We start from the raw sequence: 23,643 nt of genomic DNA on the forward strand, positions 1-23,643 counted from the left end.
CCCCCCCCCCCCCCCCGCCCGCAGGTCCGATCGGCGCGCGATCAGCGTTCCTGTGCCCCCCAGAGGGGCCCCGAAGCCAGCGAGAGGGACACCTCGGGCTGCTCGAGCTCGAGGAGCAGCACGTCGTTCGTGCCGCCGTGCAGGAGCGGAGCGGGGATGTACAGAGCCTGCTGGGGGCCGATGCACCAGTACCGGCCCACACACGTGCCGTTGACCCATGCGACCCCGTGCCCGGCACCGCTGACGTCGAGGTGGGCACCGCGCTCCCCCGTGGCCTCGAAGCGGCCGGTGATCAGCAGCGGGAGATCGCCGCCCTCGGCGGTCCCGACGACGGGTTCGAGCCCCGCGACGGACGCCGTGAGGTCATCGGCCAGCTCCTCCAGCGCCCACGGCACGGCCTCCCAGTTCTCGTACCAGCGCACCCGGTGCCACACGCCCCCGAGGATCCCCTTGCGCTCGCCGAGCATCGGGCCGAAGTTGGTGCGCCCCTGGTTCTCCACCAGGATCTCGACCGTCACGGTGCGGTGGTCCTGGCCCTCGGGCAGCAGCACCTCCACGAGATGCCCCAGCTCCGCCCGGGCTCCCACGGCGCTGTTGCCCGTGGAGGCGACGGGTCCGACAGGGTGTCCGTCGACGAACACCCAGGCCCGGTCGTGGAGGTCGAAGAGCTGCAGCGGGGCGATGGTGGGGCCGTCATCCAGGTCGTCGATGCGTTCGAGCTCGAGGTCCCGTCGGTACAGCAGCAGGCCGCGCTCGAGACCCACCTCCTCGAATGCGGGCGGGGTGGTGTGCACGGGCGCTCGGCCGGTCCAGCGGGCGGTGTCCCGCAGGCGGGTGCGCGAGAGGATCTCGACGTCGCCCGCGGGCTCGGCGCTCGGTGCGGCGTCGAGCCCGAGGGCCGCCAGGTGGTCCTCCAGAGGCGGCAGCTCGCGATGCCGTGCGATGACCTCGCGGAAGGCATGGAACTTGTCCGTGAGCGTGCCGTCCTCGCCGATCGGGGCGTCGTAGTCGTAGCTGGTGGTGGTCGGCTCCAGGACGCCGTCGGTGTTGTTGGCGCCCGCGAGCAGGCCGATGTTCGTCCCACCGTGGGCCATGTAGAAGTTCACGCTCATGCCCGCCGAGAGCATCGTCTCGAGCTCGGCGGCGGCGGATGCGGCCGATCTGGTGTGGTGCTCCTCGCCCCAGTGGTCGAACCAGCCGTTCCAGAACTCCATGCACATCAACGGCTGATCGGGCAGCTCCCGGGCGGCCAGCTCCAGGACGTCCTCGGTCCGCGAGCCGAAGTTGACGGTGGCCAGGGCACCGTCGATCGTGCCGCCCTGCAGCCATTGTCGGGAGGGCCCGTCGGACGTCACGAGCAGCTCGTCGATGCCGCGGGCGATGAGCCCGTCGCGCAGGTGCGCGAGGTACTCGGAGTCGTCGCCGAAGCTGCCGTACTCGTTCTCCACCTGCACCATCACCACGCGCCCGCCACGGGAGGCCTGCCGTGAGGCGATGATCGGGATGAGCTGGTCGAACCAGCGATCGACGACGTCGAGGTAGGCGTCGTCCATGCGGCGCAGGCGCATCGAGGTGTCCTGCAGGATCCAGCCGGGGAAGCCCCCGCCCTCCCACTCCGCACAGATGTACGGGCCGGGGCGGGCGATGATGTCGAGTCCCTCCTCGGCGGCGAGGTCCAGGAAGGCCCCGAGGTCCGCCTGGCCCTCGAAGGTGACCGTGTCCGGGGTCGGGGCATGGAGGTTCCAGGCCACGTACGTCTCGACGGTGTCGCATCCGAGCGCCTTCAGGCGGCGCAGGCGGTCGCGCCAGAGGTCCGGGTGGACGCGGAAGTAATGGAGGGCGCCAGAGACGATCTGGTGCGGGGTGCCGTGGCGGAGGAAGCCCGTGGGAGTGGGCTGGAGCGCGGGGGTCATGGGGACATCATTGCGGATGGGGACCGGGCTTTGGGCGTGCTGGCCCGCCACGTGCGGGTCGTCCCGTCCGCGAGGCCGTGGCGTGGCGGGTGGGCAGGGACCGGGTGCGCGGGACCGAGGCGGCGGGAGGGCGGGACCTGGGCGGCCGGAGGGCGGTCTCGAGATGCAGTGCCGCGGGACCTGGGCGGCCGGAGCGCGGCGCTGGGCACGCGCCATGCCATCGCCGACGGCGTTGCCCCGGTTCGGGGCAGCGCCGGGAGTCCGGGCGGAGTCAGGAAGGGATCCTGGCCACGACGTCGATCTCGACGAGGATGTTCGCCAGGCTCGACCCGACGGTGGTGCGCACCGGGAACGGCTCGGAGAAGAACTCCCCGTAGGCAGCATTGAACTCGGCGAAGTCCGCGAGATCGGCGAGGTGGACGGTCGTCTTCAGGACGTCGTCGAACCCGGCGCCGCTCTCGGCGAGGACCGCGCCGATATTGCGCAGGACCTGGCGCGTCTGCTCGCCCACGGTGCTCGCGACCGCGTTGTCCGCGGCGGCGTCCTGCGGCCCGAAACCCGCGCTGAAAAGCAGGTCCCCGCTCACGACCGCCTGGCTGTACGGGCCGACCGGTGCCGGCGCGGCCTCGCTGACGACCGCCCTCTTGGCGGTGGTGCCTTCGGTGCTCATCTGTCTCCTTCGATGGTTGTCGTGCTGAGGTCCGTCCTGGCGGGCAAGCCCCGCGCCCGAGGTCGGGCGAGGACGCGTCCGCCCTCGCCGGGAGTCTCGCCGGTGCGACGGCGTCCTGCACGGTGTGCTCGACGCATGCCGACATGGTCGGTTGGGGGGCTGCCATGGGGTCGGGCGGCTATCGGCAGTTCAGGCACGGGCGGGCACCGTTGACGGTCGCTGCCGCGGGGTCGCTGCATCAACCTGACTGTGAGGGCCCGAGACCCCCGAATACGGAGGGCATGGGCGCTCACAGTCAGGTTGTTGCACGCTCGTGGCCGTGGCGCCTTGGCGCGACCCGGTCAGAGACCTGCCGTGTGGGCTGTGGCGGCCCCGAAGCGGTCGGCCCGCCTCCTTCCACGGCGTCATCCGCACCCGCTTCACGACACCTACAGTGGCCCGATGCCTATCGCTCCAGAGCCGTCCGAGACCACCCCGACCGTCGAGGCCCTCGATCGCGCGTCGGAGTCCCAGCCCCCGCCCTTGGACGTCGTCATCCCCCACCGCCCCACCGAGGACGTCCTCGGGGCGCTGACCGGGACGTTCCTCGCGTCGCTGGGCCTGTACCTGCTGCAGAGCGCCGGTGCGGTCACGGGCGGCACCGCGGGCCTCGCGCTGCTGCTCGCCCACGGGCTGCCGGTGCCGTTCGCGGTGCTGTTCGCCGCGGTGAACCTGCCGTTCTTCGTGCTCGCGTGGTGGAAGAAGGGGTGGTCCTTCACACTGCGGACCATCGTCTGCGTCGGCCTCATCTCGGGGTTCAGCCTGATCCACCCGCTGTTCCTGCACCTGGGCGGCGTGCCCCTGGCCTACGCGGTGATCGGCGGGAACCTGCTGGTGGGCGTCGGCCTGCTGATCATCTTCCGGCACGGGGCGAGCCTGGGCGGGTTCAACATCCTCGCGCTGATCCTCCAGGAGCGCGCCGGTCTGCGCGCCGGGTACGTGCAGATGGCCCTCGACGTCGCGGTGATCCTGCTGTCGCTGCTGGTGCTGGACCTTCCGCGGGTGCTGCTGTCCGCGCTCGGCGGGGTGGTGCTCAACATCGTGCTGGCGATGAACCATCGGCCCGGCAGGTACCGGGCCTGAGGCGGCCGTCGACACATCCACCCGTACCCGACCGGGGCGACCCGCCTCGGGCGACCACGCCCACCGCCGCCCGCCATCCTGCGCTGTCGGGCCCCGGACGTAGGGTGGAGCGATGACGACGACCCGGCAGGCGGCGGTGGTGACGGTCTCGGACCGCTCCGCGGCAGGCGTGCGCGACGACGCCTCCGGGCCCCTCGCCGCCCAGCTCCTGGGCATCGACGGCTGGGACACCTCCGTGACCGTCGTGCCCGACGACGTCACCGCGATCCGCGCCGCCGTCGCCACGGCCATCGCGGCCGGCGCCCGCCTCGTGGTGACCAGCGGCGGCACCGGGATCTCCCGGCGCGACGTGACCCCCGAGGCGATGGACACGCTGCTGGACCGGGAGCTGCCCGGGATCGCAGAGGAGCTGCGCCGCCGGGGCGCTGAGCACCTGCCTGCGGCGATGCTCTCGCGCGGCCGCGCCGGACTGCACGGCACCGCGCTGGTCGTGAACCTCCCCGGCTCCCCCGGCGCCGTGCGCGACGGGATCCCCGTGATCGTGTCGGTGGCCGGGCACGTCCTCGACCAGCTCGACGGGCAGGACCACGGATGATCGCGCGCGCCGAGCTCCGCGACGCCCCGCTGGACGTCGCCGCCCACCTCGCGGACGTCGCCGCGCCGACCTCCGGGGCATCGGCCCTGTTCGTGGGCACCGTGCGTGACCACGACCCCGACGCGAGCGGGGAGGTGGTGCGCCTGGACTACAGCGCGCACCCCGATGCGGCCCGCATCCTCGCCGACCTCGCCGGTGATCTCGACGCCGAGGGCCTGCGGATCGCCGTCAGCCACCGGACCGGCTCCCTGGCCGTGGGCGACACGGCGATCGTGTGCGCGGTCTCCTCGGCGCACCGCGCGGATGCCTTCGACGTGTGCCGCGCGCTCGTGGAGTCCGTCAAGACCGGCTTGCCCGTGTGGAAGAAGCAGGTCGAGGCCGATGGGTCCGCCGCATGGATCGGCCTGGGAGGGACGGCCCGATGACCGCCGTCGCACCGCTCGTGGACCGCTTCGGTCGCGTCCACCGCGACCTGCGGATCTCCCTGACCGACAAGTGCAACCTGCGCTGCACCTACTGCATGCCGGCCGAGGGTCTGCCCTGGCTGGCCAAGCAGAACATCCTGACCACCGACGAGATCGAGCGGGTGGCCCGGGTGCTGGCGAGCCTCGGGATCATCGAGCTGCGGCTGACCGGCGGCGAGCCGCTGCTGCGGCCGGATCTCGTGGAGGTCGTCCGGCGGCTGTCGGCGATCGAGGGGGCCGAGGGTCCGCTGCGGATCTCCATGACCACGAATGGGATTCGCCTGGACCGGGTGATCGACGACCTCGTCGAGGCGGGCCTCGAACGGCTGAACATCAGCCTCGACACCGCCGACCCGACGCGCTTCGCGACCTTGACCCGGCGCGACCGCTTCGAGGACGTGCTCGTCGGGATCCGTGCCGCGCAGGCCTCCGGTCTGCGCCCGCTCAAGCTCAACGCCGTCGCGATGCGAGGCGTCAACGACCAGGAGTTCTGCGATCTGCTGCGGCTGGCCGTCGCCCATGACGCCGAGCTGCGCTTCATCGAGCAGATGCCGCTGGACGCGGGCCACACCTGGTCGCGCGCCGAGATGGTGCCCGGTGAGGAGATCCTCGAGAAGCTCCGCGAGGAGTTCACGCTGACGCCGGTGGGCGACCGCGGCTCGAGTCCCGCCGAGGAGTTCCTGGTCGACGGCGGCCCGGCGACCGTGGGCGTCATCGCCTCGGTCACTGCGCCGTTCTGCGGGGCGTGCGACCGGGTGCGGGTCACCGCCGACGGCCAGCTGCGCAACTGCCTGTTCGCCCGCGAGGAGTCCGACCTGCTGGGGCTCCTGCGTTCGGGCGGGTCCGACGAGGACATCGCCGCGATGGTGCGCACCTCGATCGCCGGGAAGCTACCCGGCCACGGGATCGACGATCCGGGCTTCCTCCAGCCGGACCGGCCGATGTCCGCGATCGGCGGCTGAGCCCGGAAGTTCCGCCGCTGTGCCGGTTCGCGGTCCGACCGACCCGCGGCCCGCGAGGCGTCAGCATGGCGGGGATCCGACGGGCGCGAGAGCAGGCCCTGCGGTCAGGGCAGCGCCCTGCCCGCACGCCACGTCGCTGCCCCCCGCGACATGTGCTTCTCCAGCCGCCCGCGAAGGGCGACACCACGTCCACGGTCGCGGAATCAGCCGCCCGCGAAGGGCGGCAGCACGTCCACGGTCGCGGAGTCGGCGACCACCAGGTCGTCGGACCCGCCGCGGGTCCCGTCGACCATGAGCGAGCAGCGGGAGAGGACGTCTGCGAACTCCGCGCCGTGCTCGGCGGCGAGTGCGCCACGCAGGGAGGCCAGAGTCAACGGACCCGCGAGGGAGACCTCCTCGCGGCCGGCGGCCTCGGCGGCGCCGGCGAACAGGCGGATCCTCATCGCGGGCCGTCCTCCGTGGCGGGGGCTTGGTCGTCGGGTGCTGGTGTCGGTGCCTGGGCCTGGGCCTGTGTCGCTGGCGATGCCGACGCCTGCGCCGGGGCCGATGCCGGTGCTGGCGTCGAGGCCTGCGCCGAAATCGCTGCTGCTGCCGGTGCGCGCACGGTCGCATCCCTCGCGTCGGGTCCGATTTTTGGGGCGGTGCCCTCGCCGCGCTCGTCCCATCGCTCGATGAGGCGCTGCACCTGGGCGGCGGCGTCCTCGTAGCTCGCGCCGCGGGCGATCGCGACGCCCATCAGGTATGTCGTGACAGGTCCCGCCGGCCGGGTGATGGCGTGCGCGACGTCGCGGGTGAGGCGCAGGAGCGCGCCGGTGGGGACGTCGGCGGGGTCGATGCCGAGCTCGGCGGCCAGGGCGTGCACCCATGGGGTGAGCTCGGCCGGCGCCTGGCCCGAGGGGCCCGTCGTCGAGGAGCTCTCGCCCGATGTCGTGCCCGCAGTCGTCCCGACGACGGTGCCCTCATCGGTGTCCGGACCCTTCGCGGCCGGGGTGCTCGGAGTTGCGTCCATCGTCGTCCTCTCGTCCCAGGTGTCGCCCGGCGTCGTGCCACTCATCGTCCCGCCCCGAGCGATCGGCCCGGTGCCCCGCCGATCATCGCCCACGGCGTCCTTCATGCTCCGCGATCGCCTCCCAGGTATCAAGGTCGAAGGTCGTCTCCCCCGCCGGCACCTCGTGCAGGACAAGCCCTCCCAGCAATGCGCGCATCGACCGACCCGCGGCATCCCCGAGGGGCTCCGCCGCGCGCCGCAGGGCCTCGGCCCGATGGCGGCCCGCGAGCCATTGCCTGCGGCCGTCGGCGTCGAGGGCGATCACGCCGTCGGCACCGGGAGGGATCGGCACACCGGCGAGCATCGCGACGAGCCCACGGGCCCGCGGCAGGTCGCACGCCAGCAGCCAGACCTCGGTCACGGACGCGGGCAGGGCGCGGATGCCCGTGACGGCCCCGGCCGCGGGGCCACCCAGCGGCGGCTCCTCGCGCAGCACGGTGATCCCGTCGCGGGCGAGCGTCGGCGGTCCGATCGCGAGGACCGGCTCGCAGCCGGCGACCGCCGCGTACACGTGGTCGACCAGGGGGATCCCGTCGACGAGCACCGCCGCCTTGTCCGCCCCGCCCAGACGGGTGGCGCGTCCGCCGCCGAGGACGATCGCGCCCGTCGCGCGGCGCGACCGCGCCGAGGGGTCGCCCGCCGCGCCATCCCCGGTCATGCCTGCTCGCGGACCCAGTCGCCGCTCTTGCCGCCGGTCTTGGCCTGCAGGGCGATGGTCTCGATGACGACGCCCTTGTCGAGGCCCTTGACCATGTCCACGAGCGCCAGCGCCGTGACGCTCACGGCCGTGAACGCCTCCATCTCGACGCCCGTGCGGTCGGCGGTGCGGACGGTCGCGCTGATCTCGACGCCAGCATCGGTGATCGAGAGGTCCACGCTCGCGCCGTGCACGCCGATCACGTGGGCCAGCGGCAGCAGCTCGGCGGTGCGCTTGGCGCCCTGGATCCCGGCGATCCGCGCGACGGCCAGCACGTCCCCCTTGGGCACGGTGCCCTCGCGCAGGGCGGCGATCACCGGCGGCCCGCAGCGCACGAAGCCCGTCGCGGTGGCCGAGCGCACGGTGGGCTGCTTGTGGGTCACGTCGACCATGCGGGCCCGGCCCGCGGCGTCGAGGTGGGTGAAGGGCATCTCGCCGGTCATGACAGCTCCATCACGGTGACGAGGTCCCCGGCGCGGACCTCCTCGGTCTCGGCGGGGACGACGGCGAGCGCGGTCGCGGCGGCCAGCGAGGTCACCAGGTGCGAGCCGCTGCCGCCGGCGGCGGCCGGGCGCACGGTCCGGGCGTCCGTGGTCACGGGGATGATCTGAGTGCGCCCGGGCGGGCACCGCCACGGCACGGCGGCGGCGAGCTCCCGGCGCGGACGATCGAGGTCGCTGTGCCCGGCGAGCAGGCGCAGCGCCGGGCGCACGAACACCTCGAAGGAGACGGCGGCGCTCACGGGATTGCCGGGCAGGCTGAACACCAGGCGGCCGTCCAGGGTGCCGAACCCCTGCGGCTTGCCGGGCTGCATGGCGACGGCGTCGTAGCGGACGTCGCCGCCGCCGCTGAGGACGGCCTTGGCGACGTCGAAGGCGCCGACGCTCGCGCCGCCGGAGCAGATGATGACGTCCGCGTCGAGGCCGGCGAGGGCGGCGGCGAACGCCTCTGGATCATCCGAGACCGTCCGCTGCGCTGTGACCTCGGCGCCGGCGGCGCGGGCGGCGGCCCCCAGGAGCACGGCGTTGGACTCGGGGATCTGCCCGCGGCGCGGCACGGCCGAGGGGCGGATCAGCTCGGAGCCGGTCGAGACGACGGCCACCCGGGCCGGCCGATGCACGAGCACCTCCTCGTGACCGGCGGACGCGATCGAGGAGAGCTGCCAGGCGCCCAGCACCGTCCCGGCGGGTACGGCGAGCGCGCCGGCGGGGGCGTCCTCGCCGCGTCGCCGGAGGTGGGCGGCCGGCTTCGGGGCGGTGAGGATCCGGATGGCGGCGGGAGCCACGTCCCGCACGGCGGTGCCCAGGTCGGTGTGCTCAAGGGGGACGATCGCGTCGGCGGCAGTCGGGACGGGCGCGCCGGTCATGATGCGCACGGCCTCCCCGGGGCCCATCGGCGGGTCCTCGGCGGAGCCCGCCGGGACGTCGGCGACCACCCGCAGGGTGGCGCCCTCGGCGGCGTCGGCGCGGCGCACCGCGTAGCCGTCCATCGCGGAGTTGTCGAACAGCGGGACCGGCCAGCGGGTGTGCACGTCCTCGGCCAGGACCAGGCCCTGGGCGTCGGGCAGGGCGCGGGTCCCGGTGCGCCGGCCGAGGGCCGCGGCGGCGGCGAGCACCCGGTCGCGGTGCTGGGCGATGGGGATCATCGGCGGGCGTCCTCAAGGTGGCGGGGTGCGGACCAGGCCTCGTAGCCGCCGGCGAGGACGCGCACGTCGGCATCGGGGTGGGCGGCGCGGAGCGCGGAAGCGGCGCTGCGGGCGCGGGGGCCGAGCGCGCAGTAGACGACGAGGGGACGCGTGATCCTCACGGCGGCGGGATCGGCCAGGACGGTCTCCAGGGGCAGGTGGCGGGCGCCGGGGATGCTCCCGGCGGCGTGCTCGGCGGGAGAGCGCACGTCGAGGAGGTCGGCCCCGGGCAGTACCGCGAGCTCGTCGGGACGGACGATCGTGCGGTGCGGGGGCGGGCCGTCGGACGCATCGGCGAGCGCCGGACCGACGTCGGATCCGGCCCCCGCATCCACCTCCCCCGCCATCCGGACCTCGGTGGGCACCAGCGGGATCTCCCGCTGCCGCGCCGTGAGCGCGTCGAGGACGAGCATCCGGCCGATCAGCGGCTCGCCGATCCCGCAGATGAGCTTGACCGCCTCGGCGACCAGCAGCGATCCGACCTGGCCGCACAGGGCGCCGAGCACCCCGGCGTCCGCGCAGGAGGGCACCGAGCCGGCGGGAGGCGGGGCGGGGAACACGTCACGCAGGCGCACGGCGGCATCTCGCGGCGGACGGGACCAGAACACGCTCACCTGTGCGTCGAACCGCAGCACCGAGCCCCACACGAGGGGGATGCCCAGCTCGTCGCAGGCATCGGCCACGGCGTAGCGGGTCTCGAAGCTGTCGGTGCCGTCGATGACGAGGTCGTGGCCGGTCAGGAGCGCGCGGGCGTTGTCGGCCGTCAGGCGCGTGCCGTGCCCGGTCACCAGCGCATCGGGCGCGAGCTCCCGGACGCGCGCCGCGGCGACCTCGACCTTCGAGCGGCCCACGTCGCCGATGCCGAACAGCACCTGGCGCTGGAGGTTGCTGGCGTCGACCACATCGGCGTCGATGATCCCGAGGGTGCCCACGCCCGCCGAGGCGAGGTACAGCAGCACGGGCGATCCGATGCCGCCGGCCCCGATGACCGCGACCCGGGCGCCGGCCAGGCGGCGCTGGCCCACCTCGCCGATCGCGGGGAGCCTGCTCTGGCGGGCCGTCCGCTCGCGCTCGCGCCCGGGCAGTGCGGCGACCGGTGCGACCAGCGGCGGGAGGGGCATGGAGCCACGGTACCGCCGGGCACCCCGGTCGACCGGACCACCCGAAGGCCCCGTCGAACCGCAGATGCGGACCGCACAGGCCCCTCCGGACGCACCCGCGCCTGCTACCGTCCCCGCATGACCGCATTCCGGATCCGCGACGCCGCACGACTCCTGGGGGTCAGCGACGACACCGTGCGCCGCTGGGTCGACGCGGGCACGCTGCCCGCGCACTCCGACGGCGGTCCGCTGCTGGTCGAGGGCGCCGACCTCGCCGAGCACCTGCGGCGCACCTCCTCGCAGGCCGAGCACGACCATCCCCACGCCTCGAGCGCCCGCAACCGGCTGACGGGCATCGTCACCGCCGTCACGAGCGATCTCGTCATGTCGCAGGTCGAGCTGCAGTGCGGGCCGTTCCGCGTGCTGTCGCTCATGTCCACCGAGGCGGTGCGGGAGCTCGGGCTCGAGGTCGGCTCGGCCGCCACCGCCGTCGTCAAGGCCACCATGGTCGTCGTCGAGACCCCCGGGGAGACCCCATGAGAACCACCGCCGTCCGCTCCGCCCTCGTCGCCGCACTCGTCGCGGTCCTCGCCGCGTGCTCCTCGGCGACCTCGCCCTCCGGGACGGGCACCGGGAGCTCCGAGCCGAAGGAGGCGCCGCTGGTCGTGTTCGCCGCCGCGTCCCTGCAGGGCACCTTCGACGATCTCTCGTCGGCGTTCACCGCCGCGAACCCGGAGTACGCGGTCGCCCCGATCACGTACGACGGCTCGCAGGCGCTCGCGACCCAGGTCACCGACGGCGCGAGCGTCGACGTCGTGGCCTTCGCGGACGAGAAGACCCTCACCCCGCTGTCGGAGGCCGACCTCGTGGGCGATCCGACGATCTTCGCGACCAACACCCTGCAGATCGCCGTCGCCCCCGGCAACCCCCTGGGCATCACGTCCCTGCAGGACCTCGCCAGACCCGGCGTCAGCGTCGTGCTGTGCGCCGCCGAGGTGCCCTGCGGCGCCGCCTCCCGGACGCTGCTGGACGACCAGGGGGTCTCGGTGACGCCGGTGAGCGAGGAGACCAGCGTGACCGCGGTGGTCACGCGGGTGTCCCAGGGCGAGGCCGATGCGGGTCTGGTCTACGCCACCGATGTCGCGGGCTCCGACGGGAAGCTCGAGGGCGTCACCCCGGCGGGCGCCGACAAGGTCGTCAACCGCTACCCGATCGCCGTGAGCGCCAAGCCCGCCTCACCGCGCACCGCCGCCGCCTTCGAGACGTTCGTGCTGTCCGACGCCGGCCGGAAGATCCTCTCCGAGCACGGCTTCGGCGCTCCGTGAGACTGCCGCGCGGTGTGCGCGTGCTCGCGATCCTCGGGGTCGCCGCGCTCGTGCTGCCGCTGGTGGGGCTGGTGTGGAAGGTCCGCTGGTCGACGTTCCTCGACGACCTGACCTCGCCCGCCACGCTCACCGCCCTGGGGCTGTCGCTGGGGACCTCGGCGGCGGCGACCCTGGTGTGCCTCCTCCTCGGAGGCCCGCTCGCCCTCCTCATCGCCCGCGCCCGGCCGCGCACGGCCGCGATCCTGCGCACCGTGGTGCTGGTGCCGCTCGTGCTGCCGCCGATGGTGGGCGGCCTCGCGCTCCTGGCGCTGCTGGGGCGCTCCGGTCTCCTGGGCAGGCCCCTGTTCACCGGGTTCGGGTTCAGCCTGCCGTACACGACCGCCGGGGCGGTGGTGGCCCAGGTGTTCGTGGCGCTGCCGTTCCTGGTGATCACCCTGGAGGGCGCCCTGCGCACCTCCGGGACCGCCCACGAGCGGGTGGCCGCGAGCCTGGGGGCGGGCCCCTGGCAGACGCTGACCCGGGTGACGCTGCCGCTGCTCGTGCCCGGGCTCGTGGCCGGCTGCGCGCTCTCCTTCGCGCGGGCGATGGGCGAGTTCGGCGCCACCGCCCTGTTCGCCGGCAACGCCCCGGGGGTCACGCGCACGATGCCGCTGGCGATCTACACGGCCTTCAACGGCGTGGGGGTCAGCCAGGACTCGGCGGTCGCCATGTCGCTGCTGCTGCTCGTCAGCGCCGCCGTGATCGTGGGCGGCCTGCGGTCCTGGCGGGAGGACGCGGTCCGATGAGGTGGGGTGGGAGTGATGCGGGGGGCGGTCGCGGTGACTCTGCGGGGAGCGCCCCGTTCCTCGATGCGGACCTCGCGGTGCGTCGGGACGCCTTCCCCGTGCGGGCCGCCCTCCGGCTCGGCGCCGGCGAACGCATCGCCCTGCTGGGACCCAACGGCGCCGGGAAGTCCACCGTGCTCGGGGCGCTCGCCGGGCTGACGCCCCTGGCCGGCGGCACCATCGTCCTGGACGGTCGGACCCTGGAGGGCGGAGCCCCCGATGGCCCTGTTCCCGCCCATAGCGGCCTCGACCGCAGCGGGCCCGACGGCGACGGGATCGACCTCCGTGCGCCCGCCCGCCGGACCCGATCGGTCCGGCCGAGCGACCGGGGCATCACCCTGCTGGACCAGTCGCCCCGGTTGTTCCCCCACCTCGACCTGACCGGGAACATCGGCTTCGGCCCCCGCGTGCGGGGCGCCTCACGCGCGCGCGCCCGCGAGATCGCCCGGGAGTGGCTGGAGCGCGTGGGGCTGGCCGACCGGGCCCGGGACCGCCCGCACCTGCTCTCCGGCGGGCAGCAGCAGCGGGTCGCCATCGCCCGCGCCTTCGCCGCAGGGCCGCGCCTCCTGCTGCTCGACGAGCCCTTCGCGGCACTCGATGCCCAGGCGATCGGGCCCATGCGGGCCCTGCTGCTGGACGAGCTCGACCGCACCGGGACGGCGGCGATCCTCGTGACCCACGACCTCGCCGACGCCTGGCAGTGGGCCAACCGCTGCCTGGTGCTGGACCGGGGCCGCGTGGTCGCCGATGCCTCCCCCGCCGAGCTCGCGACGCGGCCGTGGTCGCCGTTCACCGCGGCGCTCGCGGGGTTCGGGGGCGTGCACGGGCGCTGGGACGCGAGCGCGTCGGCGGTCGTGGTCGACGAGGCGGGATCCGCGACGCGGGCCGCCGGGACGGGATCGGCGGAGGACGCCGGCGGCGGAGCCACCGCCCGGGCCGACGGAACCGCGCGGCACGGCGACACCGCGATGCTCCCCGCGATCCTCGACGGGCACGCGAACGTCCACGACGACGCGACCCTGCGCGACGGCACCCCCGTGTTCGCCGTCGCCGCCCCGCGGGACGTCGAGGTCGTGCCCCCGGGGACGGCGGGCGCGATCCCCGGGCACGTCACGCACGTGGCGCTCGACGGCGGCCTGGCGCGGGTGCACCACACCAGCGGGCTCATCGCGGAGGTGCCCGCCGCGAGCGCGGGCTCGCTCCGCAGAGGGACCCTCTGGCTGCGCCCCCGCATCCTCCGCGCGCACGAGGCCACCACCGCGCAGGAGTAGCGTCGCCCCATGGGCCGCATCACGACCAGACGCTCCGTGCTCCGGATCGACCTCGAGGGCACGACGCGCCGCCGCGCGGACACCCTGGCCGTCGAGGAGCCCCTGGAGATCCGCGTCCAGGGCGCGCCGCTGGCGGTCACGATGCGCACGCCCGGCCACGACGTGGAGCTCGCCGCGGGGTTCCTCGTGTCCGAGGGGATCATCCACGACGCGAGCGGGTTCCGCACCGCGATCCACTGCGGGGGCCCGGGCACCGGCGGCGAGGAGAACACCTACAACGTGCTCGACGTGGCGCTGGCCCCCGGCGCGGAGCTGCCCGCGGCCGATGCCGCCCGCCGCTTCTACACCACCAGCAGCTGCGGGGTCTGCGGCAAGGCCAGCATCGACGCCGTCGAGACCGTCTCCCACCACGACGTCGCGCTCGACCCGCTGCGCATCGACGCACGGGAGATCGCCGAGCTGCCCCGTCGGCTGCGCGCCGAGCAGGCCGCGTTCGACCGCACCGGCGGCCTCCACGCGGCCGGCCTGTTCGACGCCGACGGGCACCTGCTGGTGCTGCGCGAGGACGTGGGCCGCCACAACGCGGTCGACAAGGTGGTCGGCTGGGCACTGCTGCACGACCGGCTGCCGCTGACGGGGACGGTCCTCCAGGTGTCCGGGCGGGCCAGCTTCGAGCTGGTGCAGAAGGCCGTGATGGCCGGGATCCCGATGCTCACGGCGGTGTCCGCGCCGTCGTCCCTGGCCGTCGAGCTCGCCGAACGGTCCGGCCTCACGCTGGTGGGATTCCTGCGCGGATCCACCATGAACGTCTACGCGCATCCGGATCGCGTCTGGCTCCCGCTGGACGCCGATGAGATGCTGGACCCACAGGACGCCCCCCTGGAAGGACTCGGCCATGGCCATCGGACCTGAGCACGCCCATCAGCACCAGAGCGCCTTCGGCCTCATGCCGGACTCCCCGCGGCAGGGGGGATACGGGCCCCGCACCGACAAGCCGTGGTCGCAGAAGCCGTACCACCACCCGGCCGCCGGCTGGGGCGCCGCCCGCAGCGTCGCCGAGATCCTGATCCGCGAGCGCGAGCCCGTGCGCGGGCCGCTGGCGTTCCTGCGCATGAACCACGGGATCCGCGGCTTCGACTGCCCGGGGTGCGCGTGGCCCGACGCGACCGGGCCGCTCATGCTCGACTTCTGCGAGAACGGCACCAAGCACGTCACGTGGGAGATGACCCGCAAGCGCACCACCAGCGACTTCCTGGCCGAGCACACCGTCACCGAGCTCTCGACCTGGACGGACTACGACCTCGAGAACGAGGGCCGCCTGGTCGAGCCCATGGTCTACGACGCCGAGACCGACCACTACGTCCCCATCGGCTGGGACGAGGCCTTCCAGCTGGTGGCCGATGAGCTGCATGCCCTCGACTCCCCCGACGAGGCGTCGTTCTACACCTCGGGACGCCTCAGCAACGAGGCCACGTTCCTGTACCAGTGGATGATCCGCGAGTTCGGCACCAACAACATGCCGGACTGCTCGAACATGTGCCACGAGGCCTCGGGCCGTGCGCTCACCGCGTCGATCGGGACCGGCAAGGGCACCTGCGACCTCGAGGACTGGAACCACGCCGACGCCCTGTTCATCCTGGGCGTCAACGCCGGCTCGAACGCCCCCCGCATGCTCACGGCGCTGCAGGAGGCGCATGAGCGCGGCACGAAGATCGTGCACGTCAACCCGCTGCCCGAGGTGGGGATGACCCGCACCATCGTCCCCCACGAGATGGTCGACATGGCCACCTTCCACGCCACCCCCACCTCGACGATGAACCTGCAGGTGCGCCCCGGCGGGGACTTCGCGCTGGCCCGCGCGATGGCCAAGGTGGTGTTCGAGGCCGCGGAGGCCGATCCGAGCGTCCTGGACCGGGCGTTCCTCGCCGAGCACTCCCAGGGGTACGAGGAGTACCGGGCGATCGTCGAGGCCACCGGCTGGGACGAGCTGGCGGAGCAGTCCGGGCTCACCGAGGACCAGCTGCGGTACGCGGGGAAGATCTACATCGAGTCCGAGGCCACCGTGTTCAGCTGGTGCCTGGGCGTCAGCCAGCACGCCGAGGCCGTCACCTGCGTGCGCGAGTTCGTGAACCTGCTGATGCTGCGCGGCAACATCGGCCGCCTGGGCGCCGGCCCCTCCCCCGTGCGCGGGCACTCCAACGTCCAGGGCAACCGCACCTGCGGCGTCAACCACCACCCCACCCAGGAGTGGCTGGACCAGATGGGTCGCGCGTGCGGCTTCACCCCGCCCACCGCGCAGGGCCTGGACACCGTGCGCACGATGGACGCGATGGTCGAGGGCCGCGTCAAGGTGTTCGTCGGCATGGGCGGCAACTTCGTGCTCGCCACCCCGGACACCGAGTACACCGCCCAGGGCCTGAACCGCTGCCGCCTGACCGTGCAGGTCTCCACCAAGCTCAACCGCAGCCACCTGGTGCACGGCGAGAAGGCGCTGATCCTGCCGTGCCTGGGCCGCACCGAGCGCGACCAGCAGGAGGCGGGGCTGCAGGGCATCACCGTCGAGGACGCCATGAGCATGGTCAAGCTGTCCGTGGGCCGCATGAAGCCGGCCTCGGAGAACCTGCGCAGCGAGCCCGCGATCATCGCCGGGATCGCCGAGAAGCTGCTCCCGACGTCGACGACCCCGTGGAGCTGGCTGGTGGGCGACTACGCCCGGATCCGCGACGTCATGGCCGATGCCCTCCCGGGCTTCCAGGGCTTCAACACGCTGTTGGAGAACACGTACGGGTTCCGCATCCCCCAGCCCGCCCGCGAGCGGGTGTTCCTCACCCCCAGCGGCAGGGCCGAGTTCTCCCACGCGCCGCTGCCGAACGTCATCCCCGAGTCGCCCGAGACGATCGTGCTGCAGACGATGCGCTCGCACGACCAGTGGAACACCACCATCTACTCCGACAACGACCGCTACCGCGGCGTCGAGCACCTGCGCGAGCTGGTCCTCATGAACCGTGAGGACATGATCGAGCGAGGCATCGCCGACGGCAGCCTCGTGGACATCGTCTCGACCTCGCTCGACGGGTCCAAGCGGTCCGTGCGGGACTACCGGGCGATCGCGTACGACACGCCGCGCGGGACGGCGGCGGGGTACATGCCGGAGCTGAACGTGCTGATCGGGCCCAAGGACTTCAGCGCGCAGAGCGACCAGCCGCTGATGAAGAGCATCCAGACGGTGATCGCGCCGGCGGCGGGGCGGGAGTTCGTGCCGGGGGCGGTGGAGTCGGCGGGGGTTGTGGCGCGGTGAGGTGACCGGCGCGGGAGCGGCCGTCGTCAGGGTGCTATTCGGGCGATCGCCGTCTCTCGTCGCAGGTCATGCTTCCGTCGATCGAGGCACCGGAACGGCCGTGCCGCAGCGCGCGGCGAGGTCGTACAGCTCGCGATGGCGCGGTTGAACCGCCGCGAATCGCGCTGACGCGAGCTCGTCGGGGGTGGTGACCTCTCCCCCGCGGTCGGCGAGCGGGACGATGCCGTGGCGCAGCCCGACGGCCTCGGCGCCGGCGATCGCCGCTCCGATCACCGTCGCCTCGACGGCATCGACCGCGAGCACGGGACACCCCGTGACGTCGGCCAGGATCCGTCTCCACGGCGCCGACCTCGCTCCCCCGCCGACGACGGGAAGCACCTCACGAGTTCCGTCGCGGGGCAGGGCGTGCGACAGCGCGAGGGCCACGCCCTCGAGGGTCGCGGCGTAGAGGTCCTCCGGGCGTGTGGAGGCGTCGATGCCCAGGACGGCTCCGCGCAGCGACGCGTCGCGCACCGGGAAGCGTTCCCCGCTGATCGAGGGCAGGACCAGCAGGCCGCTCGGGGCTCGGCCCCGGCGTCCGGCACGCTCGGTGAGCAGGCGGTCGGCACCCGCAGGGTCGATGCCGCCGAGGTAGGCGTCGCGGGCCCACGCCGCGGCGGCGCCGGCCGCGAGCACGGCGGAGATGCGCAGCTCGTCGTCCCCGGCGAGGGCTAGGCGATGCGAGGCGGGGTGGGCGGCGGAGCCGTCGTCGAGGGATCGGACGCTCGCGATCCAGCCGCTCGTGCCCAGGGAGGCGTGGTCGCGCCCCGTGGCCGGTCCGGTGACGCCGAGCGTCGAGGCCCCCGCATCGCCGGGGGCGAGCACGATGGGGATCCCCGCCGGGAGGCCGATCAGGGCGTGGGCGCGGGCGTCGGTCTCGCCCACGACCTCTCCCGCCGCCCTGGTCAGCCGGGGCAGGAGCCCCGGATCCAGACCCGCGGCCCGCGCGATGTCCGGGGACCATTCTCGGCGTCGGGCGTCGAGGAGCCCGGTGGTCGAGGCCGTCGTCGGATCGCAATGCAGGCCCGCCCCCAGCACGAAGGCGAGATGACCTGCGGGGCCGAAGGTGATGCCTCCGGTATTCGCGGCGACGTCGGGTTCGAGGCGGGCGAGGCGGCGGTGCATGGCGGCGCAGCTGCCGGCGTCCTGGACGTTGCCGGTCAGCTCGTCCCAGTCGTGGCCGCTGTCCTCGAGGGTGCGGCGGATCGCCTGTGCGTCCGCAGCGGCCCGCAGGTCGGTGTACAGGATCGCGGGGCGCACGGCGCCTGCCGGGCCGCTCCCGGGTGGGTCGGATTCGAGGACCAGGTCCTGCATCTGTCCGGTGAGGCTCAGGGCCGCGATCCTGGCGTCGGTCGGGAGGCACCGGGTGATCGCGGTCCGGGCCGCACGCACCCAGTCGACCGGGCATTGCTCGGCGCCGCCCGCCGGGAACGTGGTGGTGGGGTACTCGGCGGTCCCTGCTGCGATGAGCGTGCCGTCGACATCGAGGACGGCGGCCTTGACGGCGGAGGTCCCGAGGTCCAGGCAGAGCAGGGCGGTCATCGGGTCAGGGTAGAGGGCGGGGGCGGGGGCGGGGGCGGTGTCGGAGTCGGACCGGGCGGTGCGTCCGCTGGGGTGCGACGACGGTGAGGACGATGGCAGGGTTCTTGCGATGCGCGCCTCACGGGTGCCCGTCCAGGGCATCGTCCAGCAGGTCGAGGACCGCGGGAGCCTGGAACACCTGAGCCCGGCGATACCGTCCGGTCCCCGGGACGAGGATGCCTCGGTCCACGAGGGAGTCGACGGCCCGGTGGGCGGCGACACGGGAGACTGCCAGGTGGTCCGCGACGAATCCCGCGGTGATGACGGGCTGTTCCCGCAGCACAGGGAGCAGGCGCCGCGCGGCGGAATCCGACCGCAGGCCTTCAGCCTTGTCCGCGAGGAGCAGGTCCAGCGCGTGGACCTTCTCCTGGACCGAACGCACCTGATCCGTGGCGTCGCGGGCCACCTCGACGAAGAAACGGACCCAGGCGTTCAGACCGGTCACGGTGCCGTCGGGATCATCGGTCCGCACGCCGTCCAGGCATGCGACGTACTCCCTCTCGCGACGGCGGATGACCGTCGAGATGGGCAGCAGTCCCGAGCGGACCACCCTGCCGCGCTCCAGGATCGCGTGGACGAGTGCGCGGCCGACCCGTCGGTTGCCGTCCTCGAAGGGGTGGATGCTCTCGAACTGCGCGTGGGCGACCGCTGCGAGCAGGAGGGGATGCTCTCCTGAGGTGTCGATGCAGCGCAGGAGGTCCGCGATCAGCGGCCGCACCTGGTCGGCCGGTGGTGCGACGTAGTCCGCCGTGACGGGCGTCCTCCCACCGATCCACACGTCGACCTCCCGGAGCGCCGGTCGCACACCCGGGACGGCGAGGGCTTGATGGATGAGCTCGACGTCCTCCACGGTCCAGGAGTCCCGTGCGGCAAGCGCCTCGATCGCCACGCGCGTGGCCCGGACGTTGCGCGCGACGCTGAGCGCATCGTGATTGCCGAGGTGCGGCGTGGAATCGCCGAGCTGGGCGTAGGAGACATCACGGGGCGTCGCGGCGATGCGCTCGATCATCGACGAGGCGATGGACTCCGAGCGCAGGAGCAGGGGGAAGATCCCCTCGCGCGTCGCGTCGTCGATCTGCGCGGAGACGACGGAGATCTCCGCCGCGACCTCGAGGGCATCCTCGCGGACGTCGCGGTCGAGCTGCGCGGCCACGTCCTGACTTGCCAGGCGGGGCGGGAGGTAGCGGGAGAAGCGTCCGCCGCGGCGCTCGGCGGAGGTGAGGCCGCGCGGGTCGGGACGACGTTCGGCCGGGAGCCAGGTGCCGTGGATGCCCATGGGCCTCCTTGAGTGAAGGTTATGGAGGTAACGTTAACTCAACGGGTGTCCGAGAAGCGTGTGCGGGCGCATCGGGAAGGACGGAGGGGTGTCGGCTGACGCTCGGTTCAGTCCCGTGCGTCGATGAGTCCGAGCGCCGCCGCCCGCGCGGCGTTCCAGGTTCCCCACCGATCGACCACCGTCGGCAGGGACGGTCGCCCATTCGGGTTCGCCCATGCCGCGAACGCGACGGAGCCTCCCGTCGGGTTCTCGAGCAGGAAGTCCGCCACGGCCAGGGCGCAGTCCTCCGGCGTGCTCCCCCGGACCTTGCGCTTCCCCGGCGTGCCGCCGGCCGCCTCCAGGACGTCGTTCCACAGCAGTCCGGAGCGGCGCTGCAGAGTCGGGACACCGGGGCGGCCGTTCTCGCGCGCCCATCGCTGGTAGGCCGCAGTGGTGATGCGCGGGCCGAGGTCGTCGATGGCAGCACGCACGTGGTCGAACGGGTCCGGCTCCTCGGGGGCGGTGGACCAGTCGCGTGATGCGCGGACCCTCTCGGCCCATTCCGGATCGCCGAGGTCGTCGCCGTTGGCGACCGCCACGGCCCGGGTCGCGATCTCCGACCAGCCGGCGTTCAAGCGCTGGCGGATGAGCGCGACGGACGGTGCAGCGGGACGTGCGGCGAGCCACGCCTCGGCCGCCTGGGCGGTAGTCCCGCCGTCGGGGTCGCGGACGAAGGCGACGAGCGCCGCCCAGAGGTCGTCGTCCGTGAACCCGCTGCGAGGCCTCCCCGCCACCGCGGCGATCCCCGCCGCGGCGAGCGCGTCGTTCCAGGTCCCGAAGCGGATCGCCGTGGTCTGGGGCCCGGGGACGTCGTGGTCCCGCGCCCAATCCCGGAAGCCGGCGCCCGTGGTGCTGCCGGTCTCCCCGTGGTATGCGCGGAGGTCCTCGAGGATCTCCTCGTCGGTACGGCGGGAGCTCGCGGTGGCCTTCGCGGTGCTCACCCGGTGGTGGCTGCGCCGGGGCCCAAGCAGATCGAGCACCTGGTCCTCCGAGAGACCCAGCGGTGTGACGGCACGGTCCACCGGAACGGCGGGGTGCGCGAGGGACCACGCCTCCACGGCACGGGCGTGCTCCGCGCGACGATCCTCGCGCAATCTGCGGGTCGCGGCGGCGAGCTCGGTCGAGGACCAAGGCGTGTCCCGGCCCAGGATCTGCCGGATCCGCTCACGGGTGACCCCGAAGAGGTCGCCGATCTCCTGCAGGGTCGCGCCCATCGCATAAGCGCGGGCACAGGCCGCTGCACGATCATCGCGGCAGTCGTGTCCCGTCATGATGAGGTCGAGGAACCCGGGGTCCCCCGGATCCGGGCGGAGCTGCTCATCGTCGCGCGGTGCACGCACGATCCTCAGCACGTGCGTGTGCGGGATGCCGAATGCGTGCTCGGCGTCGAGCCAGGTGGCATCGGGGCTCGCCGAGCGCCAGACGCGGAGCCTGCGGCGCAGGGCGGTGCGGACGGCTCCCAGACCGCCGGGGACGAGGATGGCGAGGGCCTCGTCGATCTGGCCGGCAGCGATTCCTCCGAGGGTCTCGGAGATCTCCGAGAGCGCGTAGCCCTGCTGGGCGAGGTCGAGGGCGCGCTCTGCGTCGACAGTCGGCTCGGCGGCGTCGGTGGTACCGATGCGGTCGGCGTTGTCTACGGTCGCCGGGGAAAAGCTGTGAATGCTGGCGGACATCGGGAGCGCCCTTTCCTCGCGACCGTTCGGTGCGATAGGGCGATCATGTCCTACGGGGGCGACGAACGAGCGGGGCCGCCAAGAAACGAACGTCGTCACGCTCAGCCCGAGTCGGCCCGCCGAGGCTCGAACGCACACGAACCGCCGTCCAGCGAGGAGCGACCGAAGGAGCCGGCAGCACAGGGTGACATGCTCTTCGATGAGCTCTTGAACGAGGCTCACGGACCCCGGTCGTCGCTGATGGTCGATCTCCATTCGGCATGCCGCCCAGCAGTCCGGACTCGGACTGGAGCGGATTCATACCAGCGACGATCGATCGGTCCAGGAGCGTTCGCGCCGAAGCAAGGCAGAGACGACTCCACCCCCTGTCGTGCACCAGTCCCGTTGAATTCGCACTCTCTTGACCGGCGATACATCTCCCTGCCACAGTGTCGACCGGGACTTCATCGCGAAGAAGACTGAGAGTAGAGACGACATGGCGGACACGGCACCATCGGTCGGCAAGACGGCATCGCGTATCTTCGACAGGCTCGACAGATTGTCGTCGGAGTGTGCCGAGGTGTCGGAAGAAGAGTTGGAAGCACTTCTGGTCGAAGAACTGCCGGGCATCGAAGGCGCGGAACGATCTCGCCAAGGAAAGACGATTCGGGGGATCTCGATCCAAGGCGTCCGATCTTACGGACCACAACAGACTCTACGACCGTCTGGCGGGCTCACCATATTGTACGCGAAGAATGGGACCGGTAAGACGAACTTCATCGACGCCCTCGAGCTGGCGATGCACGGAGAGACGACCAGGTCGAGCAGTCATGGCAATGCGACGTCCGAGGTCCGCGACGATCTCAACGTTCCACACAAACCTATCTCGACAAACCAGAAGCGCGTTCCCGAACCCCGCGTCGAAATCACATACACGGACTCGGCGGGAGATGGCCTCGCCGTGTGGACCGACTTCGGCGTCGCCGCTGCACGACCGCTTCAGATCCAGACACTCCCTCGACGTCGACTTCGGGAACTGACGAACGCCAAGAGGACCGAGCGCGTCGGCGCACTCGGGGTCGCCGCAGGCCTTCCGGAATCTGTCGATCTCTGGACAGCCATTTCCAAGGCAGTCAAGGTGATGGGAGACGAAAAAGCCTACAGCCCCAATGACTACATATCCCTGCTCGACGAGGAACTCCCTCCGGCGACGGACCCCATCGTCCTCGACGGCCTCCTCGACGCCTGGGTCGATGCCTCGCGTCCAACAGACGCATTGGGCATGACGCCACCGGACCCTCGCCCATGGCGAAAACTCGCAGAAGCGAGTCACGCGTCGCCGGAGGAAAACGACGCGCAGCCCTTGCTCGACCCCCAGTTGCACCTTCTTCTGACAACGTTTCTCTCCATAGCGAATGCCGGACATCTCTGCCCAGCGTGCGAACAGGCCGATGTCCCCTCCGAGAGACTGCGCAACGTTGCTCAACTGATCTCGCACACCGATTCGCGCGCGACACCCACCGAGCAACAGTCCTCGGAACGAGCCCGATATGCCGAACTCGCCCGTGAGATCCGCGAATGGCTCGACGCCACTTCGCGCCCCGTCGAGGATGTTGCCGCCGCTGATTGGACGGCCAAGAGGGCAGCCTTGCTGCGCAAGGTCTCCGAGTACGGCAGGCGTCCCGATGAACGCGCGGCTGAATCCATTGCGACTCAGCTTCAAGAGTTGCACGATCTTTGTGCGGACCACGTGGAGGAGTCACCCGGATCTCACGAGATCAAATATAGGGCGCTGGTCATCGCTATCCGCAGTCGCGAGTCGCTGATCAAGGACCTCGCGCGAATCCGCATTACGCGAGAACGCCTCCTACCGCTTTGCAAGAGAGCAGGGGCCGTCGTCCGGTCAATGCTGCAAGATCGCGTCGCCCAAGCCGTCCACGAACTCGGAGAACCTGTCAACGAATGGTTGGCGATCCTCGGTCCGGACGGCACACCTCCGATCACTTTGACGGCTCATCGCATTTGACGGTGTAGCAGGGGTCTGAATCCGCCGGTGTCGAGGAGGGATCGGAGGATGTAGTGA

General features: G+C 72.6%; 22 protein-coding genes. 11 read left to right on the forward strand and 11 right to left on the reverse strand.

Going from position 1 to position 23,643, the window contains the following annotated elements; genetic code table 11:
* Window positions 1–41: 41 nt before the first annotated feature.
* Both ACT3TZ_RS14355 and ACT3TZ_RS14360 read right to left on the reverse strand, forming a co-directional pair.
* Window positions 42–1,913, reverse strand: a complete 1,872-nt coding sequence (locus ACT3TZ_RS14355; protein WP_444584117.1) for a glycoside hydrolase family 35 protein — start codon at window positions 1,911–1,913, stop codon at window positions 42–44.
* Window positions 1,914–2,184: 271 nt separating this feature from the next.
* On the reverse strand, window positions 2,185–2,583 hold the full coding sequence (locus ACT3TZ_RS14360; protein WP_444584118.1) for a RidA family protein: 399 nt from the start codon (window positions 2,581–2,583) through the stop codon (window positions 2,185–2,187).
* A gap of 441 nt (window positions 2,584–3,024) precedes the next feature.
* Between ACT3TZ_RS14360 and ACT3TZ_RS14365 the strand changes: the two genes are divergently transcribed.
* The 4 genes from ACT3TZ_RS14365 to moaA all read left to right on the forward strand — a co-directional run bounded on the left by ACT3TZ_RS14365 (window position 3,025) and on the right by moaA (window position 5,726).
* The gene (locus tag ACT3TZ_RS14365) at window positions 3,025–3,705 is read left to right on the forward strand and encodes a YitT family protein (protein WP_444584119.1); all 681 of its coding nucleotides are present in this window, start codon (window positions 3,025–3,027) and stop codon (window positions 3,703–3,705) included.
* A gap of 112 nt (window positions 3,706–3,817) precedes the next feature.
* Window positions 3,818–4,300 carry a MogA/MoaB family molybdenum cofactor biosynthesis protein gene (locus ACT3TZ_RS14370; protein WP_444584120.1) on the forward strand — a complete coding sequence of 161 codons (483 nt, stop codon included), beginning with the start codon at window positions 3,818–3,820 and terminating at the stop codon, window positions 4,298–4,300.
* On the forward strand, window positions 4,297–4,725 hold the full coding sequence (locus tag ACT3TZ_RS14375) for a molybdenum cofactor biosynthesis protein MoaE (RefSeq protein ID WP_444584121.1): 429 nt from the start codon (window positions 4,297–4,299) through the stop codon (window positions 4,723–4,725). Before ACT3TZ_RS14370 ends, ACT3TZ_RS14375 begins: the two co-directional genes overlap by 4 nt.
* The gene (moaA, locus tag ACT3TZ_RS14380) at window positions 4,722–5,726 is read left to right on the forward strand and encodes a GTP 3',8-cyclase MoaA (protein ID WP_444584122.1); all 1,005 of its coding nucleotides are present in this window, start codon (window positions 4,722–4,724) and stop codon (window positions 5,724–5,726) included. Before ACT3TZ_RS14375 ends, moaA begins: the two co-directional genes overlap by 4 nt.
* Before the next feature lie 203 nt (window positions 5,727–5,929).
* Here the strand turns inward: moaA and ACT3TZ_RS14385 are convergent, their stop codons facing one another.
* The 6 genes from ACT3TZ_RS14385 to ACT3TZ_RS14410 all read right to left on the reverse strand — a co-directional run bounded on the left by ACT3TZ_RS14385 (window position 5,930) and on the right by ACT3TZ_RS14410 (window position 10,276).
* A complete protein-coding gene (locus ACT3TZ_RS14385; protein WP_444584123.1) occupies window positions 5,930–6,169 on the reverse strand; it encodes a MoaD/ThiS family protein in 240 nt (79 codons plus the stop codon).
* Complete coding sequence (locus ACT3TZ_RS14390) at window positions 6,166–6,735, reverse strand: DUF6457 domain-containing protein (protein ID WP_444584124.1); 570 nt, start codon at window positions 6,733–6,735, stop codon at window positions 6,166–6,168. Before ACT3TZ_RS14390 ends, ACT3TZ_RS14385 begins: the two co-directional genes overlap by 4 nt.
* A gap of 82 nt (window positions 6,736–6,817) precedes the next feature.
* A complete protein-coding gene (mobA, locus tag ACT3TZ_RS14395; RefSeq protein ID WP_444584125.1) occupies window positions 6,818–7,432 on the reverse strand; it encodes a molybdenum cofactor guanylyltransferase in 615 nt (204 codons plus the stop codon).
* Window positions 7,429–7,902 carry a cyclic pyranopterin monophosphate synthase MoaC gene (gene moaC / locus ACT3TZ_RS14400; RefSeq protein WP_444584138.1) on the reverse strand — a complete coding sequence of 158 codons (474 nt, stop codon included), beginning with the start codon at window positions 7,900–7,902 and terminating at the stop codon, window positions 7,429–7,431. Before moaC ends, mobA begins: the two co-directional genes overlap by 4 nt.
* A gap of 8 nt (window positions 7,903–7,910) precedes the next feature.
* Window positions 7,911–9,116, reverse strand: coding sequence for a molybdopterin molybdotransferase MoeA (locus ACT3TZ_RS14405; RefSeq protein ID WP_444584126.1), 1,206 nt, complete (start codon window positions 9,114–9,116; stop codon window positions 7,911–7,913).
* The gene (locus ACT3TZ_RS14410) at window positions 9,113–10,276 is read right to left on the reverse strand and encodes a ThiF family adenylyltransferase (RefSeq protein ID WP_444584127.1); all 1,164 of its coding nucleotides are present in this window, start codon (window positions 10,274–10,276) and stop codon (window positions 9,113–9,115) included. The genes ACT3TZ_RS14405 and ACT3TZ_RS14410 overlap by 4 nt, the downstream gene beginning before the upstream one ends.
* Window positions 10,277–10,393: 117 nt before the next feature.
* Here ACT3TZ_RS14410 and ACT3TZ_RS14415 point away from each other — a divergent pair, with 117 nt between their 5' ends.
* From ACT3TZ_RS14415 to ACT3TZ_RS14440, 6 genes are all read left to right on the forward strand, one after another.
* The gene (locus ACT3TZ_RS14415; RefSeq protein ID WP_444584128.1) at window positions 10,394–10,795 is read left to right on the forward strand and encodes a TOBE domain-containing protein; all 402 of its coding nucleotides are present in this window, start codon (window positions 10,394–10,396) and stop codon (window positions 10,793–10,795) included.
* Window positions 10,792–11,580 carry a molybdate ABC transporter substrate-binding protein gene (gene modA / locus ACT3TZ_RS14420; protein ID WP_444584129.1) on the forward strand — a complete coding sequence of 263 codons (789 nt, stop codon included), beginning with the start codon at window positions 10,792–10,794 and terminating at the stop codon, window positions 11,578–11,580. Before ACT3TZ_RS14415 ends, modA begins: the two co-directional genes overlap by 4 nt.
* A complete protein-coding gene (gene modB / locus ACT3TZ_RS14425; protein ID WP_444584130.1) occupies window positions 11,577–12,365 on the forward strand; it encodes a molybdate ABC transporter permease subunit in 789 nt (262 codons plus the stop codon). Before modA ends, modB begins: the two co-directional genes overlap by 4 nt.
* A 98-nt stretch (window positions 12,366–12,463) precedes the next feature.
* Complete coding sequence (locus ACT3TZ_RS14430; protein ID WP_444584131.1) at window positions 12,464–13,675, forward strand: ABC transporter ATP-binding protein; 1,212 nt, start codon at window positions 12,464–12,466, stop codon at window positions 13,673–13,675.
* 9 nt (window positions 13,676–13,684) lie between these two features.
* Complete coding sequence (gene fdhD, locus ACT3TZ_RS14435) at window positions 13,685–14,587, forward strand: formate dehydrogenase accessory sulfurtransferase FdhD (RefSeq protein ID WP_444584132.1); 903 nt, start codon at window positions 13,685–13,687, stop codon at window positions 14,585–14,587.
* The gene (locus tag ACT3TZ_RS14440) at window positions 14,571–16,973 is read left to right on the forward strand and encodes an FdhF/YdeP family oxidoreductase (RefSeq protein ID WP_444584133.1); all 2,403 of its coding nucleotides are present in this window, start codon (window positions 14,571–14,573) and stop codon (window positions 16,971–16,973) included. The genes fdhD and ACT3TZ_RS14440 overlap by 17 nt, the downstream gene beginning before the upstream one ends.
* Before the next feature lie 66 nt (window positions 16,974–17,039).
* On the opposite strand, the gene ACT3TZ_RS14445 is transcribed toward ACT3TZ_RS14440, so the two are convergent.
* The 3 genes from ACT3TZ_RS14445 to ACT3TZ_RS14455 form a co-directional block, all read right to left on the reverse strand.
* On the reverse strand, window positions 17,040–18,554 hold the full coding sequence (locus ACT3TZ_RS14445; protein WP_444584134.1) for an FGGY family carbohydrate kinase: 1,515 nt from the start codon (window positions 18,552–18,554) through the stop codon (window positions 17,040–17,042).
* Between the two features lie 118 nt (window positions 18,555–18,672).
* The gene (locus ACT3TZ_RS14450; protein ID WP_444584135.1) at window positions 18,673–19,869 is read right to left on the reverse strand and encodes a Fic family protein; all 1,197 of its coding nucleotides are present in this window, start codon (window positions 19,867–19,869) and stop codon (window positions 18,673–18,675) included.
* 107 nt (window positions 19,870–19,976) lie between these two features.
* On the reverse strand, window positions 19,977–21,581 hold the full coding sequence (locus tag ACT3TZ_RS14455) for a homing endonuclease associated repeat-containing protein (protein WP_444584136.1): 1,605 nt from the start codon (window positions 21,579–21,581) through the stop codon (window positions 19,977–19,979).
* Between the two features lie 475 nt (window positions 21,582–22,056).
* Between ACT3TZ_RS14455 and ACT3TZ_RS14460 the strand changes: the two genes are divergently transcribed.
* Window positions 22,057–23,586 (forward strand): ATP-binding protein, encoded by a 1,530-nt coding sequence (locus ACT3TZ_RS14460; RefSeq protein ID WP_444584137.1) that lies wholly within the window; start codon window positions 22,057–22,059, stop codon window positions 23,584–23,586.
* Window positions 23,587–23,643: the final 57 nt, after the last annotated feature.

It is taken from the genome of Brachybacterium sp. AOP25-B2-12 (assembly GCF_052378625.1).
In the GTDB taxonomy this organism is placed as follows: Bacteria; Actinomycetota; Actinomycetes; order Actinomycetales; family Dermabacteraceae; genus Brachybacterium.